The organism is Parabacteroides sp. MSK.9.14, from assembly GCF_019041495.1.
Classification (GTDB): domain Bacteria; phylum Bacteroidota; class Bacteroidia; order Bacteroidales; family Tannerellaceae; genus Parabacteroides; species Parabacteroides merdae.
The window spans coordinates 1-331 of the sequence record NZ_JAHPXO010000148.1; the positions used below are offsets into that span (position 1 = coordinate 1).

Consider the following 331-nt stretch of genomic DNA (forward strand, 5'->3'; position numbering starts at 1 on the left):
AACGAAGATACAACAACAAGGCTGACAAATAAAAAAATACATACATCGGAACCTTTACTGCACTGATCCAAGCAATGGATTCTACATTCACCGGATGGATGGCAAAAAGGAAGGCTGTCAATGCAGCCATCTGCAAACTTTGACGAGATCCGGATTGGTCGGACATCTCCAACAAACGGAGAATCAAGAAAAAAAGTAACGTGATACATCCACAATGCCAGACAATGCTCATCAAATGAAACCAAAACGGATCATAGCCGAACAAGCCGTACAGCACCATATAGTTCAATTCCACCAACGGGCTATATTGACCTTTATAGGATTGTGTAAA

The 331-nt window shown here is 41.4% G+C and carries 1 pseudogene; it reads right to left on the bottom strand.

Features of this window, described 5'->3' with window-relative positions:
- A pseudogene (locus KTG12_RS22405) lies at nt 1-331 on the bottom strand (hypothetical protein); the annotation flags it as partial.